We start from the raw sequence: 17,503 nt of genomic DNA, 5'->3' as shown, positions 1-17,503 counted from the left end.
CGTCGCCAAACTCACCGCTGACGGCGGGCATACAACCCCATCCTGGCCAGGCCTGGAATCACAATAGAGGAAGGAACCATGAAAACACTCACCGGTATTTCGCGCACCCTGCGCCACTCCGCCCTGGCGATCGGCCTGGGCCTCGGTCTCGCCGTTGGCGGCACCGCCAGCGCCTATGAGACGTTCATGGAGACCGACGAACGCGTCATCTTCACGACCGAAGGCGAATACGACTTCTACTTCGAGATGGTTGAAGAGGCCATCGCGGCTGAAGGCCTGGTCATCAACAACGTCGGCTACATCGCCAACATGCTGGACCGCACCGGCGGACAGGAAAGCGGCGAAGGCATCTACCTCAACGGGCAATCGGTCGACTTCTGCAGCGCCACCTACTCGCGCGCGACCATGGAGGCCGATCCGCACAACATGCTCTTCTGCCCCTACATCATCACGGTCTACGAGCTCTCCGAGGAACCGGGCACAATCTACATGGGCTACACGCCGGTTCCCGAGGTCGGCGACAAGGACTCGAAGGAAAGCCTGCGCGCCGTGAACGAACTGGTCGAGCGCATCATCAAGGAAGCCCTCGCCTTCTGATCCCAAGGACCTTTGTCGCAACGAAAAATGCCCGGCAGCCTTGCGGCCCCGGGCATTTTTATGTCCCCTGTCCTACGTGGCTAGGACAGGGTGATTCGGTCAGGCGTGAACCGGGTCAGGGTGTCTGATCCTCTTCCGCCCCTTCCTTCTTGACCGGCAGCAGGACCTGACGGTCCACACCCAGCATCAACGCCGCGGTTGCCGCGATGAAGATGGACGAGTACGTCCCCACGACCACCCCGATGATCAGGGCAATCGAGAAGTTCTGCAGGGCCGCCCCACCCAGAATGGCGAGCGAGAGCAACACCAGCAGGGTGGTCAAGCTGGTCACGATGGTCCGCGCCAGGGTCTTGTTCACCGCATTGTTCATCACCTGTTCCGTGCTCTGCTTGCGCAGCACACGGAAGTTCTCGCGTATTCGGTCGTACACCACGATAGTGTCATTCAGCGAGTAGCCAATCACCGCCAGCACGGCGGCCAGCACCCCCAGGTCGAACTCCATCTGCAGCAGCGAGAAGATCCCCAGCGTGATCAGCACGTCGTGCACCAGCGCCAGCACCGATCCAATGGAGAAGCGCCACTCGAAACGCACTGCCACATAGATCAGGATGCCGGCCAGCGCATAGATCATCGCCAGACCGCCCTGCTCGCGCAGCTCCTCGCCGACGGCCGGACCGACGAACTCCACGCGGCGAAGGTCCGGATCCGACGGCCCACCATCCTGCAGGGCGTTCAGGACCCGGTTGGACAACATCGCCGGGTTGTCGTCGTCTTCGCTTGGCGGCAGGCGAATCAGCACATCGCGCGAGGTGCCGAAGGTCTGCACCTGCGCCCCCTCATAGCCACCCGCCGACAGGGTCTCGCGGATCGTATCCAGCTCCACCGCTTCGGGGTAGCCCACTTCCACCAGGGTCCCCCCGGTGAAGTCGATCCCGAAGTTCAGCCCGCGGGTGGCCAGCAGCGCCACCGAGATAATGATCAGGACCAGCGAGATCGCGATCGTAATCTTGCGCTTGCCAAGGAAATCGATGTGCGATTCAGCGAAATTCAGATGCGGAAGCATGGTTTTCTCCGCGCTCAAATGGACAGGCGCGTCAGTCGACGCTGGCGCCCGTAGGTCAGATTGACGATTGCGCGGGTCACGATGATCGCGGTGAACATCGACGCGATGATCCCGATCGACAACGTGATGGCAAAGCCCTTGATCGGCCCGGTACCGAACAGGAACAGCACCAGCGCGGCGATCAGCGTGGTCACGTTGGCGTCCGCGATGGTGGTGAACGCTCGGTCATAGCCCGACGAAATGGCCGCCTGGGGTGACAGTCCGTTGCGGATCTCCTCGCGTATGCGTTCGAAGATCAGCACGTTGGCGTCCACCGCCATGCCGACGGTCAGCACGATCCCCGCAATCCCCGGCAGGGTCAGGGTCGCCTGCAGCATCGACAAAACCGAGACGATGAAGATCAGGTTCAGCGCCAGCGCCACGTTCGCGATCAGTCCAAAGGCGCGGTAATAGAGGATCATGAAGATCATCACCAGGATGAATCCGATCACCACCGACTGCATGCCGCGATCGATGTTCTCCTGGCCCAGGCTCGGACCCACCGTGCGTTCCTCGACAATCGACATCGGCGCGGCCAGCGCACCGGCGCGCAGCAGCAGCGCGAGGTTGCGTGCCTCACGCGTGGTATCCAGGCCCGAGATCTGGAAGCGTCGGCCCAGCGGCTCGTTGATGCGCGCAACGTTGATGACCTCTTCGCTGCGCGAGGTCCGCATGACCTGCTCGCCGTCTTCCTCCACCGTCTCGGTGGTCGTCTCGATGAACACCGACGCCATCAGGCGGCCCACGTTATCCGAGGTCACCCGCGAGAAGATGCGCGCCCCCTGGCCATCGAGATTGATGAACACGGCCGGGCCGCCACTATCCTGCGCAATCCCGGAAGAGGCGTCGGTAATGTAGTCACCGGTGAGCATCACCTGGCGCTGCAGCAGCACCGGGGTCCCGTCACGCTCGCGGTACAGACGCGTCCCGGACGGTGCGCGGCCAGATTCAGCGGCCTCCATCGGGTCACCGGCCTCGGAGACCAGGCGGAACTCCAGCGTGGCGGTCGCGCCGAGCACTTCCTTGGCCCGCGCAGTGTCCTGCACGCCGGGGAGCTGAACCACGATCCGGTGCTCGCCCTGCTGGGCAATGATCGGCTCGGCCACACCCAGCTCATCCACGCGCGAGCGCAGGGTAGAGATGTTTTGCTGCAGGGCCTGACGGCGCAGCTCGGTCAGATGGTCATCGCTCAGGGTGCCCACCATGCGGGTGGTGTCGCCGCTACCGCGGATCTCCCATTCCAGCTCGCCGCGATATTCGCGGGTCAGCCAGCTCTCGGCTGCCGCGAGGTTTTCCTCGTCCGCGAACATTACGGTCAGGTCACTGGAACTGCGCTCGATCGTGTCGAACGTCAGACGCTCGTCGCGCATCCTTCCGCGCAGCTCGTTGGAGTAGCGCTCCATCGCCGTGCCGATCACGGCATCCAGATCCACCTCCATCAGGAAGTGCACCCCGCCGCGCAGGTCCAGACCCAGCGCCATCGGCTGGCCATTGATTGCGCGCAGCCAGTTCGGTGTGGCCGGGGCCAGATTCAGGGCGACGGTGTGGTTGTCATCCAGGGCATTGCGCAGGATCTCCGCGGCCAGCGACTGCTCGTCGCTGGTCTCGAAGCGCAGCAGCAGCTGCCCGTCGTCCTGCTCCTCCACCTGTTTCGGCGTCACGCCCTGGGCACCCAGGATGGTGCCCATCAGGTCACGGATGTTCCCGTCGATCTCGCCGGTGACCGGATTGCCGATCTGCACCGACGGGTCTTCCGGGAACAGGTTGGGCGCGGCATACAGCCCCGCGCCCAGAACGACCACGACGATCAGGGCGTACAGCCACGCCGGATAGGAATTGCGCATATCAAAAACCCTGGAGGGCGTTTAGAGATCTTTGAGCGTGCCCTTGGGCATCACGGAGGCGACCGACTGCTTCTGTACGGCCACGTTCACGCCGTCGGCAATGTCGACCTTGATGAAGTCGTCGCTGACTTCGGTAATCTTGCCGGCCACACCGCCATTGGTGACGATCTCGTCGCCCTTGGACAGGGCCTCGACCATGGAGCGGTGCTCCTTGGCGCGCTTGCTCTGCGGGCGGATGATCAGGAAGTACATGATCGCAAAGAAAATAACGATCATGATCAGGAACTCGATCATGCCGCCGCCGGCCGCTCCACCTTCCTGGGCATGCGCTGCAGAAATCAGAAAGTCCATCGAAACACTCCGTCTTCGGTTCAGATTCGGACGCCACCGGGGAGCTCGGGCCACACCCGGCGAGCGAAAAAATACCGCGCGGATTATGGCACAGGCGGGATTGCCATGCCGCGTCGACTGTAGAAATCGGCGACGAACTCATTCAGGGCACCGGCCGCGATCGCCTCGCGCAATCCGCGCATCAAATCCTGGTAGTAATGGAGGTTGTGGGTCGTCGCCAGGCGCGAACCGAGGATCTCGTTGCACTTGTCCAGGTGCTTCAGATACGCCCGTGAATAGTGGCGACAGGTGTAGCACCCGCATTCCGGATCGACCGGGCCGACATCGTCGCGGAAGCGCGCATTGCGGATGCGCAGCACGCCCTCGCGGGTATAGAGGAACCCGTTGCGGGCATTGCGGGTCGGCATCACGCAGTCGAACATGTCCACGCCGCGTCGCACGGCCTCGACGATGTCCTCCGGCCGGCCCACCCCCATCAGGTAGCGCGGACGATCCTGCGGCAGCAGCGGCAGGGTGGCATCCAGCGTCTGCAGGCGCTCGTCCTCCGGTTCGCCCACCGACAACCCGCCGATCGCGTAACCGTCAAAGCCGATCGCCTGTAGCCCCTCGGCCGACTCCCGCCGCAGGTCCGGGTACATCCCGCCCTGCACGATGCCGAACAGCGCCGCCGGATTGTCACCGTGTGCCGTGCGCGAACGCGCCGCCCAGCGCAGCGACAACTCCATCGACTGGCGCGCCTCGTCCAAGGTGGCCGGGTATGGCGTGCACTCGTCGAAGATCATCACGATGTCCGAGCCCAGCTCACGCTGCACCTGCATCGAGGACTCCGGCGTCATCAGCACCTTCGAGCCATCCACCGGTGACTGGAAACGCACACCCTCCTCGCTGATCTTGCGCATCTCCGCAAGCGAGAAGACCTGGAATCCGCCGGAATCGGTCAGGATCGGGCCCTCCCAGTGCATGAAATCGTGCAGGTCGCCATGCGCCCGGATCACCTCCGTGCCCGGGCGCAGCATCAGGTGGAAGGTGTTACCGAGGATGATCTCTGCGCCCAGCTCGCGCAGCTCCTCCGGCGTCATCGCCTTAACCGTGCCGTAGGTTCCCACCGGCATGAAGGCCGGGGTCTCCACCGTCCCGCGCGGGAAGTGCAGACGGCCGCGGCGCGCCGCGCCATCGGCGGCCAGATTCTCAAACTCCATCGGATTCTCCCGCAGCGGTGGTCATACTCGGGGGCAGATCATCGCCCTGCCCCGGCGCCAGCCACATCGCGTCGCCGTAACTGAAAAACCGGTAGCGCTGCGCCACCGCGTGGGCATACGCATCCAGGATCCGGCGATAGCCGGCAAATGCCGCCACCAGCATCAACAGCGTGCTCTGCGGCAAATGAAAATTGGTCACCATCCGGTCCACCACCCGAAATCGATCCCCCGGCTGGATGAATAGCCGCGTCTCGCCCTGGAACGGCGCCAGTTCTCCCCCAGCGGCCGCAGTCTCCAGCGAGCGCACGCAGGTCGTACCGACCGCGACCACACGCCCGCCACGCGCCTTGCAGGCCGCCACCGCCGCGCAGGCCTCGGGCGACACCTCCAGCCACTCCGCATGCATCTCGTGCGCCGCGGTGTCCTCGACCTTCACCGGCTGGAAGGTCCCCGCCCCGACGTGCAGGGTGACCGTCGCGGTCTCCACCCCCGCCGAGCGCAGGCGCCCCAGCAGGGCATCATCGAAATGCAGGCCTGCCGTGGGGGCAGCAACCGCACCCTCGCGCGCCGCGAACACCGTCTGGTAGCGATCGGCATCATGCGCCTCGTCGGCGCGCTCGATATAGGGCGGCAGGGGGATGTGTCCATGCTCGCGCAACAACGCGAGCACATCGTCGGCATCAACCAGGGCCAGGCGGAAGAACGGGCCCTCGCGGCCGGTTACTTCGACAGTAAAGGCATCCGCCAGGCGTAGTCGGGCCCCGACCTTCGGCGCCCGGCTGGCGCGGACCATCGCCAGCACTTGGCCGGGCGACTCGATTCGTTCGACCAGAACCTCCACCTGCCCCCCGCTCTCCTTGCGCCCGAAGACACGCGCCGGAATCACCCGGGTATCGTTCAGCACCAGCAGGTCACCCGGCCGCAGAAGATCCTCGATCTCTGCAAACCGAGCGTCCCGCGGGCGCTCTTCCTCTAGGACCAGCAGGCGCGAACCCGCCCGGTCCGGTAGCGGATACTGGGCAATCAGCTCCGGCGGGAGCTCGTAATCGAAATCGGCAACACGCATGGCGCGCGATCCTACCACGCACCACTCGACGCGGCGCGGAGTGCCGAAGATCGCTCTGCCCCGTTTGTGCCGCAGAGAACCTGCGCTACACTACGGCCCCACAAGCCGGGATGGCGGAACTGGTAGACGCGCCGGATTCAAAATCCGGTTCTGGCAACAGAGTGCGAGTTCGATTCTCGCTCCCGGCACCAAATTTTCTCGGGCCCGCCGCCAGGCCCAAACCCCAGGGAAGCATCCAATGATGCTTCCCTGGCACCAGGCCGGTGTAGCTCAGTTGGTAGAGCATCTGATTTGTAATCAGAGGGTCGCAGGTTCGACTCCTGTCGCCGGCTCCATTTTTCTCGGGGAACACCCCGGCATCGGCCGGATCACCCGCAATCCGCACCTCATTGCCGGGCCGGTCGTACTACCAGAGTGGATGCCACCATGTCGTGCAGTCCTTGCTTGCGTTCGGTGAACGCGACCATCAAAAAACCGATGTAGAGGGTCATGGCGGAGAGGATCTTGGACCAATAGCGAGCGTTGGCTCGCCCGAAGCCGATCCGCTGGCCATCCGCATCCGTGACTCGCAGGCCCAGCATCCGCTTGGCTGGTGTCGCCTGCCAGCCGGACGACTCGAAAACCGTGAAGTAAAGCCAGAACACAGCCGTCCCCATCACGATCCCCAGCAAAGCCCCGGCGCCAGCAATCACCTCGGGTTCTTGGCCCACCATCGTCATGCCCAGGACAAAGCTCAGGGGCAACACGACCAGCATCCCCAGGATATTGGCGAGCACCCAGTCGATCAACAACGCCAGCGCCCGATGCCAAAATCCGGCGTATTGGGCGAAAGCCCGGGGCGTCGCAACCTCGCACTCGGCGCCCAACGCCTGCGGCTTTAGCGCCGTCCCGCACCCGTGACAGAACCGCGCTTCCTGGTGGACTTCCTGTCCGCATTGCATACAGAACATCTCACTCTCCTTGTGTCATGCCCGTTCCCGGGCCCATCTGAAGGCCTTCTCCTTGGTCTGGCATCCGCCTGAAACGCGCGCGCCATCACTTGTCCCGCCGCGCGCGGAAGAAACGGCGCAGTCGCTCTCCGGCCACGCCCCCGAGCACTCCACCTGTCACATCGATGCGGTGGTTGTGCGCGGGGTGGCCGAATAGCTCCAGGGCGCCTCCGGCGGCTCCGGTGCGGGGGTCGCTGGCACCGAACACCACGCGCGCTAACCGGGCGTGGATCATCGCGCCGGCACACATGCTGCAGGGTTCAAGGGTCACGTAGAGCGTCACACCCGGGAGCCGGTAGTTCTCCAGGCGCTCACCGGCGGCCCGGAGCGCCCGGATTTCGGCGTGCGCGGTCGGGTCGTGCAGCCCGATCGGCGCGTTGTGGCTGGCCGCCAGGCATGTGCCATCGGCGGCCACCAGCACCGCCCCCACCGGGACCTCGCCGACCTGTGCCGCTTGTTCGGCCTGTTCCAGGGCCTTCTCCATCCAGTAGTCATCGGCCCCTGCGTGATCCGGCGCGGGGCCGGCGCCGCTAGGATCCATTCGCCGCTCTCGGGTGTGGTTCGTCCAGCGCCGCCTCGATCGCACGGGTCAGATCAGCCGGCTTTTTCTGCGGGGCGAAGCGGTCGATCACGCGGCCGTCGCGCCCGACCAGAAACTTGGTGAAGTTCCACTTGATGCCCCGGGTGCCGAGCGCCCCGGGCGCCTGGTCCTTCAGATGCCGGTACAGGGGATGCGCCGCATCCCCATTCACCTCGATTCGGGCGAACACCGGGAACGACACTCCGAAGCGCAGCCCGCAGGCGCGGATCTGGTCGGCATCCCCGGGCTCCTGCCCGCCGAACTGGTTGCATGGAAACCCCAGCACCCGGAATCCACGCTCGGCATAGCGCTCCTGCAGCGCCTGCAGGCCCTCGTACTGCGGCGTGAACCCGCACTCGCTGGCCACGTTGACGATCAGCAGGACATCCCCGCGCCAGGCCGCCAGTGGCTGTTCTTCGCCGTCCGGAAGCGGCGCGGCAAAGTCAAAGACATCGTTCATTCGTCGCCCGCCCGTTCCGCCTCGCGGAGCAGTTCGTCTTCCAGCCCGGCCAGCACCTCCGCGGTCGCCTGCGACAGCGCCGCCACCAGGCGCGAGGCCGAACGGCGGTTGATGCTGCGCTCGGCCTCCATGTGGGCCAGGCGGGCGTGCTCGGCAAAGCGCAGCTGGGTGCGCAGGCCTACACGACCGACCCCGCGCACCGGGTCATCGGGACCCACCTCGCCCAGCTCTTCCAGATTCGCGGTATCGAGATCGCCATACAGGGCCGTCACCAGGATGTGCAATTGCACGGCCGGACGCCCCTGCGCGCGCGCAGCGGAGGCGTTGTCGACCAGCTCGATGGCCGCCCCGTGGCGCGTCCAGCGTTCCCGCAGCAGCTGCTCAACCTGCTCCGCCGGCGCCAGGAACCATTCATTGTAGTAGTCCGACTCGTAGCGGTGATCTCCCAGTCGGTAGACCAGCCCCTTCCCGCCATACGCCGGCGCCACCCGCACCGACCCCAGCTCCACGGCCAGCGGTTCGCTCGTCTCGGCCATTCGCGGGGCCGGATCGGCCGGGAGTTCCAGCAGGAACCACGCGCGGTCCACCGCATCGCGCTCGGGAATCAGCGTGCAGCCGCCCAGCGTCCAGGCCATCAGTAGAAGCGCGGGAAGGGTCCATCGGGTCATCGGTTTACTCCTCGTCCATCGAACTGCGCGGCGGCGGGGCACCGAACAGCGCACCTCCGGGATTGCGGCGAACATCGTCCGACAGGCTGCGCAAGCCGGTGATCGTAGCCTGCAGCTCGTCCAGAGTCTCCAGCAACTTGCTCTCGCTGACGTCCATCCCCCGGTCCAGTCGCTCCACCATGGCATCCATCCGATCCACCAGGCGCCCGACATCGGCCGCCTCGGCGGTCTCGCGCAGTTCGCGCAGCGCGGCGCGGGTCTCGCTGGGCAGGGCCTGGGTATCCGGATGCTCGACCAGACGCTCGACCGACTCCATCACCCGGGTCGCCGTGCGGGTCGTGGTCTTCAGTTCGTCGATCATTTCATCGGCCTGCTCCGCCAGGCGCCCGGTATCCAGTTCGTTAAGCGTGGTATCCACGGTCACCAAGAGGTTGGTCAGGTTGTCCACGACGCCCTCGATATCCAGCTCGTCGATGCGCTTGAGCAGGTTCTCCGCGTATTCGAGGAACTGCATTGCGGTGCTGGGCGCAGACGGTACATAGATCGAGTGTGGGTCCCAGTCATGGGCTAGTGGCGGATGGGTTCCCGGCTCGGAGAAATCCGTCTCCAGGTAGCTCATGCCGGTGATTCCCTGTGCCGCCATGCGCACGCGCAGCCCGGCGTCGACCAGATTCTCGAGAATACGGGTCTCGAACTCGCCTTCCCGCGCACTGGCGGCAAAGCGGTCCGGGTACAGCCGCGCCCGCACCATCACGTAGCGCCGGCGATCACGCGGGCGCACATCGGATTCGTAGACCACCGAGGTAAAGGTCAGGTCGGTCACCTCGCCGATGTTCACGCCGCGAAACTTGACCGGCGCCCCGATCTCCAGGCCCTGGATCGAGGAATCCATGTAGGTCTCGATCTGGATGGACGGGCGCAGCAGGTTACCCGCCGTCAGGATCAGCAACGCCGCCACCAGGGCCGCCAGCCCGCCGAGGATGAACAACCCCAGTCGGAAATGATGTCGGGCACTCATGCGGACCTCTCTTGGTCGGAATCCGTCCGCCGCAGGAAGCGCTGCACCCACGGATGATCTGATGTGTCACGCAGGGTGGCCGGCTCGCCCTCGGCGGCAATCCCCTGACTCTCCTTGTCGAGCATAATCACCCGGTCGGCAATCGCAAAAATACTGGCCAGTTCGTGACTCACGATCACGATGGTCATGCCCAGGGTCCGGGCCAGGCGCTGGATCAGCCGATCCAGGTCCGCCGAGGTGATCGGGTCGAGGCCGGCAGAGGGCTCGTCCAGGAACAGGACCTCCGGGTCCAGCACCATGGCGCGGGCGATGGCCGCGCGTTTCTGCATGCCGCCGCTGATCTCCGAGGGCATGAAATCGGCGAACGCCCCCAGCCCCACCAATTGCAGACGGGCGCGCGCGACCGCATCCATCGCCTCGCGCGGGAGATCGGTGTGCACCTCCAGTGGCAGGCGCGCGTTCTCCAGCAGCGTCATTGACCCGAACAGCGCCCCCATCTGGTACATCACCCCGACCCGGCGCAGGATCGCCTCGCGCTGCGCGCCCTCCGCCTCGGTGATATCCGCACCGGCGACCCAGATATGGCCGGCCTGAGGCCGGTAAAGCCCGATCATGTGCTGGAGCAGCGTACTCTTGCCACTACCGGAGCCACCGAGAATCACGAATATCTCGCCCCGGCGCACCTCGAAGTTCAGATTGCGCATCAGGACGAGGTCGTCGAAGCCCATGGTCAGCCCGCGAACACGGATGACCACTTCACCTTGCGCGTTATCCGGGTTCGTCGCGGCCACACCTGTCATCCCTCAGACCCCCAGGTGGTAGAACAGCACGGCGAAGACGCCATCCAGCACCACGATGAGGATGATGGACGTGACCACCGCGCTGGTGGTCGAAAGCCCCACCGAGGCGGCCCCGCTGCCAGTCTGCAATCCGCGCAGGCAGCCGACCGTGGCGACCACCAGACCGAACACCACCGCCTTGACCAGGCCGGAGAACAGATCGGACAGTGTCAGCGCGGACGTCACCTGATTGAAGAACGCCACCCAGGGGATCCCAAAACCCTGCATCACCACCGCGGCTCCGATCAGCCCGATCATGTTCGCGTACAGCGCCAGTAGAGGCGCAACCAGCAACCCCGCGAGCACCTTCGGCAGCACGAGAAAGCGCACCGGATCCAGCCCCATCGTCTTCAGGGCGTTGACCTCTTCGTTCACCTTCATCGTGCCGATCTCGGCCGAAAAGGCGGCGCCCGAGCGGCCCGCCAGCAGGATCGCCATCATCAACGGCCCCAGTTCGCGGAACAGCGACACCGACACAAGGTTGGCGACGAAGATCTCGCCCCCGAACTGGCGCATCGCGATCGCCGACTGGAACGCCAGGATCACGCCCAGCAGGAAGGCAATCAGCGAGACGATTGGCAGGGCCTGGAAGCCCGCCGCCTCCGCCACCCGCAGGGTATCGCCCCAACGCACCTGACGCGGGTGGCGCAGGGCACTGCCGACGGCCTGGGTCAGCTCGCCGACAAAGCTGAACTGCGAGTGCGCCGCACGCCCCACCCGGTCCACGCCGTCCATCCACCCCTGCCACCAGCCCCGCCCGTCCGCAGCCCGAGCCGGCTCGACCGCATCCAGCTCCCGATAGGGGGCAAGCTGCTCCTCGACCATGCGGCTCATACCCTCGAACTGGACCTCGGCGTCTGCGCGCGCGAAGTCTTGCTCCAGCGCATGCAGCAACGCCGCCCCCGCCCCGTCGCAGTACTCGACGCCCCGCAGGTCAACCAGCACCGCACCCGCCGCCTGCTGCCCCAGATCGCGGGCGCGGCGCCGCAGCGAGCCCCAGTGTTGCTCCACGGCATGCACGTCCAGCCGCCCCGACAGGCGCAGCCGGGGTGCGGGATCGACTGTGGCATCATATTCGAACGGGGGTTCCGCACTGGCGGCCGTGGAATCCATCGCGTGACTCGCGGAGAACGAGCCTTCATGGTAGCCGCATCCTGGCACCTGGAACCATTCGCCGGTGAAGAACTCTTCAAGGCAGACTGCCAATCCATCCGCCGCAACCAACAACGAGGCTCGAATGTCATCGGCCAAGGACGCCCTGCAACAGGTAGAACACGCACTGAACGAGGTCCTCCTTGGCAAACCCGAGCCGGTCCGCCTGGCGCTGGCCTGCCTGCTGGCCAATGGTCACCTTCTGATCGAGGACGTGCCCGGGGTGGGCAAGACCACCCTGGCCCACGCCCTGGCCCGGGCGATGAACCTCGAGTACCAGCGCGTGCAGTTCACCAGTGACCTGCTGCCCGGCGATGTCCTCGGCGTCTCCATCTTCGAGCAGGCCAGCGGCCAGTTCCGCTTCCATCCCGGGCCGATCTTCACCCAGGTCCTGCTCGCCGACGAGATCAACCGCGCGCCCCCGAAAACGCAGAGTGCCCTGCTGGAAGCAATGGAAGAGCGCCAGGCCAGCGTGGAGGGTGCCACCCGCGAATTGCCGGTGCCGTTTTTCGTCATCGCCACCCAGAATCCGGAGGAGCAGGTTGGCACTCACCCGCTTCCGGAATCCCAGCTCGACCGGTTCCTGATGCGCATCCAGCTTGGCTACCCGGACGCCGGCGCCGAACGGGCCCTGCTGGAACGCAGCGGGCCCGCTCCCGCGGCCGCACCGGTGGCGGAGAGCCACCCCACCCCGCCCAGCCTGGTGGCCCCGCACCAGTTGCGGGAGTGGCAGGACCAGGTGGCCGAGGTCCATGCCGGCGCTGAGGTCCTCGACTATCTCCAGGGCCTGATCAGTGCCAGCCGCGACCGTGCGCGCTTCGCCCACGGCCTGTCACCGCGTGCCGGGCTGGGGCTACTGCGGGCGGCCCGGGCCCACGCCTTCCTGGAGGGCCGTGACTACACGACACCCGACGATATCGCCCACGTATTGCCAGCCGTTGCCGGGCATCGGGTGCGCGCACGCGAGCCGGAGGCCCCCGAACGCACGGTCGCGCGCCTGATGGAATGCGTCCCGACTCCGTGACCGGACCCGCCCGCTCGCGCGGCCGCATGGCCCGCCTGCGCGACGATGCCATCCGCTGGATCACCCGGCGCCACGCACACGATGGCGACCAGGCGCACCTCGGGCGCGACCGCATCTACATCCTGCCCACGCGTGCCGGGTACACCCTGTTCGGCATCATCCTGGTGATGCTCCTGGGGTCGATCAACTACTCCAACAACATGGCGTTCCTTCTGACCTTCCTGCTGGTGGGCATCGGCCATAACGCCATGTGGTACACCCATCGCAACCTGCTGGGTCTGCAGGTCTCCACCCTGCCCGTCCCTGCGGTATTTGCCGGTCAACCGCTGACCCTCCCGCTGCGCCTGAGCGAGACCGCTGGACGGGCCCGCGAGGCCCTGGTCCTGCGCATCGGGATGCACTCCAGCGCCCCCTTCCCGGTCCCGGCACAGGGGACCCATACCGCAAAGCTGGAACTGCCCGGACTCGCACGCGGCGTTTACCGCCTGCCACGCCAGCGGCTCGACACACGCTACCCGCTGGGCATCCTGGAGGTCTGGAGCTGGCTGACCCTGGCGCCGGAGATCGTGGTCTACCCGGCGCCGATCGATCCGGGACACACCGCCGGGGACGATGGCGAAGAAGCCGCAGGGGCGCACGACCGGCGCGAGGGCGATGCGCCCGACCAGATCCGCCCCTACCGCACAGGCGATCCACCCGGTCGCATCGTCTGGAAGGCCTTCGCCCGCAGCGGCAAGCTGCATGTCCGTGAATTCGCCAGCGGCCAGGGTGATCGCCTGTGGCTGGAATGGGGGGCCATGCCCGCCTCCGATACCGAGACCCGCCTGTCCATGCTGTGCCATCAGGTACTCGCGGCCCATGCCGAGGGCCGCGTCTTCGGCCTGCGCCTGCCCGACCAGGCCCTGGAGCCGGCCCAGGGGGTCATTCACCGCGATCACTGCCTGCATGCCCTTGCGCGGTTCCGCAGCACCCCGGTCGAAATGAACCCGGAGCCGGGCCCATGAGAGACAAGACCGCCAGGCCTGCAGACCACACGGATCTGCGCGGATTGGAGCTGGCCCTGGTCGCCCTGCCGGTCGCCGCCCTGCCACACGTCTGGCATCAGCCACCGTGGATCACCGCGCTGGTCGTGCTCGCCATCGCCGCGCGGGCGTGGCTGCTGGGCACGGGCCGCCCCGCGCCTTCCCTGGGCGTGATGAGCGTGCTGGCCGTGATCGCCGGTGGCCTGACCTTCGCGCAGTTTGGCACCGTATTCGGCCAGGAGGCCGGCACCGCGCTGCTGCTGGTGATGATCGCCTTCAAGTTGCTGGAGACCCGCAACCGCCGCGACATCGTGATCGCACTGTTCCTCGGCTACTTCGTGGTGGTCACCACCTATTTCTTCGACCAATCCATCCTGATCGCGGCCTATTCGCTCCTGGCCACCTGGCTGCTCACCGCCGCGCTGATCCAGGTGCATGCCGGACGCGTGATCCCCCGCCCGCGCCTCGCGCGGCAGGCGGGCGCCATGCTGCTGCATGCCCTGCCCTTCATGCTGATCCTGTTCTTCGTCTTCCCGCGCGTCGAGGGTCCACTGTGGGGCGACCCACAACGCGAGCAGACCGCGCGCACCGGGTTGTCCGGCGAGCTCAATCCCGGCGATATCGCCAACCTGCTGCAGGACGAATCGACCGCGCTGCGGGTCGAATTCGACCGCCAGGTGCCTCCCCTGCGGGCGCAGTACTGGCGCGCCCTGGTCATGACAGACTTCGATGGCCGGCGCTGGTCCGCGGACGAGAATCGCTCGGTGATCCAGCCCACGGCCGCCGACACCGACAACCTCATCCGCTACACCGCCACCCTGGAGCCCACCCGAGCGCGCTATCTGCCGATGCTGGATTACCCAAGCGCCCTGCCCGAGGATGCCGAGCTGCGCGCGAACTACCAGGTCCTGCGCGATCGCCCCGTGACCAGCCGCATCCAGTACAGCGCCGAGGCCGACCTGACCACCCCACCCGGAGCGGGCGAACCCACACTGGACCCCCAGGAGCGTACCCGCGCACTGCACCTGCCGCCTTCCGCCGCGCCCCGGTCGCGGGCCGAGGTCGCCCTGTGGCGCGCCACCCACGGAGACGATGATCGCGCCATCATCCAGGCGGCCCTGCAACGGTTCAGCGCCGAGCCATACCGCTACACTCTCCAGCCTCCACGACTCGAAGACGACACCACCGACACCTTCCTGTTCGAGACCCAGGCCGGCTACTGCGAGCACTATGCCTCCGCGTTTGCAGTCCTGATGCGCGCGGCCGATATCCCGACCCGCGTCGTCACCGGCTACCAGGGCGGAGCATGGCAGGCTCGTGGCGAATACCTGCGCCTGCGCAACGCCGATGCCCACGCCTGGAACGAGGTCTGGCTGGATGGCGAAGGCTGGATCCGGGTCGACCCCACCGCCGCCATCGCACCCGAACGCATCGAACAGGGGCTGCCCGGGCTGGCCAGCGACACCGGCGAGGAGATGCCCGGCTTTCTCCGCCGCGGGGAGGGGCTCTCCTGGCTGCAGCGGGCGCGCTTCGGGATGGACGACTGGGGCGACTTCGTACGCTTTCGCTGGGAGAGTTGGGTGCTGGCCTTCGACCCCGAACGCCAGCGCGAGCTGTTCGCTCGCCTCGGACTGGATTCGCAGGACTGGCGCTCGGTCCTGATCGCGCTGGGGGTTGGGTTCGGCAGCCTGGCGCTGATCGCCCTGACCTGGGTAGGGCTGCGCCGGCCGCGCCAGCGGCACGCGCCCGCCGATCGCGTGCTGCAACAACTATCGCGCCGCATCGCGCGCCACGACCGCCGCCTGGAGCGCCAGGCCCACGAGCCTGTGGATGCCTGGTCCCGCCGCGTCGCACGGGCGCGCCCGGATCTGAGGGAATCCTTGAAGGCCTTCGCAGAGGCCTACAACCGCCAGCGTTTCGCCCCGTTGACGCCCGAACAACGCCGGGAGGATTTGCGTCACCTGCGCAGCCTGCTGTACGCGGTACCGCGCGGGAAGCCGCCCGCGCCCCGACCGGACCCCGTCCAGGCGTAATGGGCGCCCGTGTTTCCGGCGCCCCAAACGACTCGGGGCCGTCCGGTCTGTCTGACCCGGACGGCCCCGTTTCCTGTCCACGATCCGCGTGAGCGAATCGTCCCGCGTGACGCCTTATGCCGCGTCGTTACGGAAGATGAAGTGGTGCCGCGCACCGCGCCGCTCGTCCTGACGCCGCGCGACCTTCTGCACCTCGGGACGGTTGGCAAACTGCGCCAGGGTAATCCCGTCGAGGAAGTCGTAGAGCTGCTGGCTCAGGTCGTCCCACAGCTCGTGCGTCAGGCAGCGATCGCCGTCCTGGCAGTCCTTGTGGCCCTTGCAGCGCGTCACGTCGACTGATTCATCGACCGCCGTAATGATGTTGGCAATGCTGATCTGGTCCGCACGCTTGGCCAGGCGATAACCACCACCCGGGCCCCGCACGCCTTCCACCAGATCGGCCTTGCGCAGCTTGGCAAACAGCTGCTCGAGGTAGGACAGCGAAATGCCCTGGCACTGCGAGATGTCGGCAAGCGTCACGGGACCGATCCGGTCGTGAATCGCCAGATCCATCATGGCCGTCACTGCATAGCGGCCCTTGGTTGAGAGTTTCATGCTTGTTGCCTCCGAATAACCTTGAGTATGTGTCCTGCTCGACATCCGTTCGCAGGCTGGCATCCATTCTTAATTCTTGACAGCGCCTGTCAGGAATAATTCCTTACTTACCTGACAATGGTAGTCGGGAATAATTCCCTCATTCTAGCAGGCGAATGAACAAAGATCACGGAATGCTAACGTAGGTATTCAGAACCGTTCCATGCAACGGAGTTCCCCGGCACAAGAGCGAATCGGCAACGGGCCAGCCTTGGCAGAAGGCAGGGGGGGGAGGAAGGACGAAGAGACGATATGCCCGAGCGGAGACGCGCTTTTCCGATGGGTACCGGAGATGACGGACGTGCCCGTCCGGGCACTTGGCTTGTCAGCCGGACGGCCGACTGAGCTCCGGCACGGCCGGACCCTCGAGGATCACCACCAGCGTCCCGACCGGCAGGCGCGGGAACAGCTCGATCACTTCATCGTTGCGCATGCGCACACAGCCCTCCGAGGCCGGTTCGCCAATGCGTCCCTCCTCGTCGGTCCCGTGGATGTAGATGTACCGGCGCAGCGAATCCACATTGCCGCCCCGATTGATGCCCGGCTCCAGCCCTTCCAGCCAGAGGATCCGCGAGGTGATGTTGTCGCGCGGGCTTTGCGCGCCCGGCTCGGTCAGGATTTCCGCGATCTGGCCGGTGTTGCCACGGGCACGGAAGATCGTGCCCCGCGGCGCGCTGTCACCGAAGCGCTCGGCAATCCGATGCAGGCCCAGCGGTGTCTTGAAGGTGCCCTCCTCGAAACCCACCCCGCGCGCCGAGGTCGATACATCGAAGATCTCCGTCACCCGCCCGGCCTCCCAGACGTACAGCCGCTGCTGATCCACCCGGACCACCACCACCGGGACATCATCCGCATTGGGGGCTCGTTCGCGGGCATCCCGGACGACGGGTTCGATCCATTGGAGACTGGGCAAGAGCACCTCGCGT

The 17,503-nt window shown here is 66.2% G+C and carries 18 protein-coding genes and 2 tRNA genes; 6 read left to right on the top strand and 14 right to left on the bottom strand.

The window, feature by feature from the left end; translation table 11 throughout:
• The first annotated feature begins 78 nt into the window (after positions 1-78).
• Positions 79-597: a DUF302 domain-containing protein gene (locus F792_RS0110940; protein WP_018169632.1), complete on the top strand. Its 519-nt coding sequence runs from the start codon at positions 79-81 to the stop codon at positions 595-597.
• A 115-nt stretch (positions 598-712) separates the two neighbouring features.
• On the opposite strand, the gene secF is transcribed toward F792_RS0110940, so the two are convergent.
• The 5 genes from secF to queA form a co-directional block, all read right to left on the bottom strand.
• A complete protein-coding gene (gene secF, locus F792_RS0110935; RefSeq protein WP_018169631.1) occupies positions 713-1,660 on the bottom strand; it encodes a protein translocase subunit SecF in 948 nt (315 codons plus the stop codon).
• 14 nt (positions 1,661-1,674) lie between these two features.
• On the bottom strand, positions 1,675-3,543 hold the full coding sequence (gene secD, locus F792_RS0110930) for a protein translocase subunit SecD (RefSeq protein WP_018169630.1): 1,869 nt from the start codon (positions 3,541-3,543) through the stop codon (positions 1,675-1,677).
• 21 nt (positions 3,544-3,564) lie between these two features.
• Positions 3,565-3,894: a preprotein translocase subunit YajC gene (gene yajC, locus F792_RS0110925; protein WP_018145833.1), complete on the bottom strand. Its 330-nt coding sequence runs from the start codon at positions 3,892-3,894 to the stop codon at positions 3,565-3,567.
• Between the two features lie 83 nt (positions 3,895-3,977).
• Positions 3,978-5,093: a tRNA guanosine(34) transglycosylase Tgt gene (gene tgt, locus F792_RS0110920; RefSeq protein ID WP_018169629.1), complete on the bottom strand. Its 1,116-nt coding sequence runs from the start codon at positions 5,091-5,093 to the stop codon at positions 3,978-3,980.
• On the bottom strand, positions 5,083-6,159 hold the full coding sequence (queA, locus tag F792_RS0110915; protein WP_018169628.1) for a tRNA preQ1(34) S-adenosylmethionine ribosyltransferase-isomerase QueA: 1,077 nt from the start codon (positions 6,157-6,159) through the stop codon (positions 5,083-5,085). The genes tgt and queA overlap by 11 nt, the downstream gene beginning before the upstream one ends.
• A 104-nt stretch (positions 6,160-6,263) precedes the next feature.
• Here queA and F792_RS0110910 point away from each other — a divergent pair.
• Together F792_RS0110910 and F792_RS0110905 are read left to right on the top strand one after the other, a co-directional pair.
• Positions 6,264-6,350, top strand: a tRNA-Leu gene (locus tag F792_RS0110910).
• A 68-nt stretch (positions 6,351-6,418) separates the two neighbouring features.
• Positions 6,419-6,494: transfer RNA gene (locus F792_RS0110905), tRNA-Thr, on the top strand.
• Positions 6,495-6,545: 51 nt separating this feature from the next.
• Here the strand turns inward: F792_RS0110905 and F792_RS0110900 are convergent.
• From F792_RS0110900 to F792_RS0110870, 7 genes are all read right to left on the bottom strand, one after another.
• Complete coding sequence (locus tag F792_RS0110900; RefSeq protein WP_018169627.1) at positions 6,546-7,109, bottom strand: RDD family protein; 564 nt, start codon at positions 7,107-7,109, stop codon at positions 6,546-6,548.
• An 85-nt stretch (positions 7,110-7,194) separates the two neighbouring features.
• On the bottom strand, positions 7,195-7,689 hold the full coding sequence (gene tadA, locus F792_RS0110895) for a tRNA adenosine(34) deaminase TadA (protein WP_018169626.1): 495 nt from the start codon (positions 7,687-7,689) through the stop codon (positions 7,195-7,197).
• A complete protein-coding gene (locus F792_RS0110890; protein ID WP_018169625.1) occupies positions 7,679-8,188 on the bottom strand; it encodes a glutathione peroxidase in 510 nt (169 codons plus the stop codon). The genes tadA and F792_RS0110890 overlap by 11 nt, the downstream gene beginning before the upstream one ends.
• Positions 8,185-8,856, bottom strand: a complete 672-nt coding sequence (locus tag F792_RS0110885) for a membrane integrity-associated transporter subunit PqiC (protein ID WP_026305966.1) — start codon at positions 8,854-8,856, stop codon at positions 8,185-8,187. The genes F792_RS0110890 and F792_RS0110885 overlap by 4 nt, the downstream gene beginning before the upstream one ends.
• Positions 8,857-8,860: 4 nt before the next feature.
• A complete protein-coding gene (locus tag F792_RS0110880) occupies positions 8,861-9,874 on the bottom strand; it encodes an MlaD family protein (protein ID WP_018169623.1) in 1,014 nt (337 codons plus the stop codon).
• Positions 9,871-10,674, bottom strand: coding sequence for an ABC transporter ATP-binding protein (locus tag F792_RS0110875; RefSeq protein WP_026305965.1), 804 nt, complete (start codon positions 10,672-10,674; stop codon positions 9,871-9,873). The genes F792_RS0110880 and F792_RS0110875 overlap by 4 nt, the downstream gene beginning before the upstream one ends.
• Before the next feature lie 3 nt (positions 10,675-10,677).
• A complete protein-coding gene (locus F792_RS0110870) occupies positions 10,678-11,826 on the bottom strand; it encodes an MlaE family lipid ABC transporter permease subunit (RefSeq protein ID WP_018169621.1) in 1,149 nt (382 codons plus the stop codon).
• Between the two features lie 124 nt (positions 11,827-11,950).
• Here F792_RS0110870 and F792_RS0110865 point away from each other — a divergent pair, with 124 nt between their 5' ends.
• Genes F792_RS0110865 through F792_RS0110855 form a run of 3 tightly spaced genes read left to right on the top strand, consistent with a single transcriptional unit; the run spans position 11,951 to position 15,944 of the window.
• Positions 11,951-12,889: a MoxR family ATPase gene (locus tag F792_RS0110865; protein ID WP_018169620.1), complete on the top strand. Its 939-nt coding sequence runs from the start codon at positions 11,951-11,953 to the stop codon at positions 12,887-12,889.
• On the top strand, positions 12,871-13,893 hold the full coding sequence (locus tag F792_RS0110860; protein ID WP_018169619.1) for a DUF58 domain-containing protein: 1,023 nt from the start codon (positions 12,871-12,873) through the stop codon (positions 13,891-13,893). Before F792_RS0110865 ends, F792_RS0110860 begins: the two co-directional genes overlap by 19 nt.
• Complete coding sequence (locus tag F792_RS0110855; RefSeq protein ID WP_051080707.1) at positions 13,890-15,944, top strand: DUF3488 and transglutaminase-like domain-containing protein; 2,055 nt, start codon at positions 13,890-13,892, stop codon at positions 15,942-15,944. The genes F792_RS0110860 and F792_RS0110855 overlap by 4 nt, the downstream gene beginning before the upstream one ends.
• Positions 15,945-16,058: 114 nt before the next feature.
• Here F792_RS0110855 and iscR read toward each other — a convergent pair whose 3' ends face one another.
• Together iscR and F792_RS0110845 are read right to left on the bottom strand one after the other, a co-directional pair.
• A complete protein-coding gene (gene iscR / locus F792_RS0110850; RefSeq protein WP_018145846.1) occupies positions 16,059-16,538 on the bottom strand; it encodes a Fe-S cluster assembly transcriptional regulator IscR in 480 nt (159 codons plus the stop codon).
• A gap of 364 nt (positions 16,539-16,902) precedes the next feature.
• On the bottom strand, positions 16,903-17,490 hold the full coding sequence (locus F792_RS0110845; protein ID WP_018169617.1) for a L,D-transpeptidase: 588 nt from the start codon (positions 17,488-17,490) through the stop codon (positions 16,903-16,905).
• Positions 17,491-17,503: the final 13 nt, after the last annotated feature.

Origin of the sequence: Thioalkalivibrio sp. ALMg9, assembly GCF_000380625.1 — a bacterium.
Lineage (GTDB): Bacteria > Pseudomonadota > Gammaproteobacteria > Ectothiorhodospirales > Ectothiorhodospiraceae > Thioalkalivibrio > Thioalkalivibrio versutus.
This window is presented reverse-complemented; position numbering and strand designations above follow the sequence as displayed.